We start from the raw sequence: 1,300 nt of genomic DNA on the forward strand, positions 1-1,300 counted from the left end.
CATAGAACTACCCCTCACCATGTAGCAGAGTATTTTTGACCTCTATGAGTGTAAGGGTATCGTATGCACATTTTGGCGAAAGACGTACTGCGCACGCTTTCAGTGCTTCTAGGCACAGTATAAGATAATCTAAATCATCTTTTTTCATCAATTCATACAGTAAAACTTCTGCATCTTTGATTCTTAAATTTCTTGCTACTCCAAGGTTTTTGTGTGCGAGCTCTCTAAAAGCCTGATAATCCAGAATAAGATCTTCAGATTGAGAATATTGCAATCTCTTCATATGCTCCTCAAACTGCACAATCGATTTAATAGTTTGAGCAACATAATCATCAAGTAACTGCAAAACCAAGTCGTAGTCAATCCCCAATTCCTCAACTGCAAGATCAGGGTTATACGTATAATCTTTTATAATCGATAAATCTTTTAATTTACCTTTACTCAGTACATCAAGACGCTTCTTTGCATCACGAAGAAGCGTCCCGCTTTTAGTGCTTACAGTGTAAAGATTTTTTGTTACTTTTAATTTACTAAACATTTTTAAAATATAGCATATTTCCTAGGGCTGCTCCCTTATATGAGCATAAAATGTGGAGATATGTTAGTGAGTGCTACCATTACACCCACCTTCTTTTATAATGCTTTTGCAATAATTCTGTTTAATCTTGTAACAAAATCTGCAGTATCATCAAGTTCTTGTCCATCAAATAGTTTTGCTTGATCTAAAAGAACATGTGCCGCATCACTTATAAGGTTTTGATCTGCAGACTCTTTAAGTTTTTGGATCAATTCATGTTTTGGATTAATCTCCAAAATAGGTGCAGGTTCCTGAGCATCACCACCTTGACCCATCTGTTTCATCATTTGTGCCATCATGTATGCAGGATCCTCTTTGTCTGCTTTAAGAGCAACAGCAGACTCTGTAAGTTCAGTAGAGACCTCTACAGATTTTACAGCATCACCTAAGATATCTTTGAACTCTTTTGTAAAACTTTCATACTCTTTTACAAGCTCCTCTTTTACTTTTTTCTCCTCATCACTCTCTTCAAACTTTGCATCTGCTGCAGGGACGAGTTTATACTCTTTGTACTCCGTTACCATAGGGAAGATGATAGTGTCAACCTCCTCATTGAGTAGAAGCACATCGATACCGCGGGATTTAAACTTCTCAAGTACAGGAGAGTGTTTAAGCATATCTATCGATGATTTTGCTGTGAGATAGTAGATCTCTTTTTTCTCTTGATCTACATTTTTGACAAACTCCTCTATAGTTGTCATCTCTTCAGAGTTGAGTGTATGG

Annotated in this window: 1 protein-coding gene and 1 pseudogene; both read right to left on the bottom strand. The window is 36.7% G+C overall.

All coding sequences use genetic code 11. From position 1 onward, the window contains the following. Nucleotides 1-7: 7 nt before the first annotated feature. Entirely contained in the window at nt 8-538 is a 531-nt protein-coding gene (locus tag AC30RD_RS09500) for a hypothetical protein (RefSeq protein ID WP_489494305.1), read from the bottom strand. Nucleotides 539-633: 95 nt separating this feature from the next. Further along, nucleotides 634-1,300 (bottom strand): annotated as a pseudogene (locus AC30RD_RS09505) (molecular chaperone HtpG); the annotation flags it as partial.

The sequence above is a fragment of the Nitrosophilus sp. genome, from assembly GCF_982775275.1.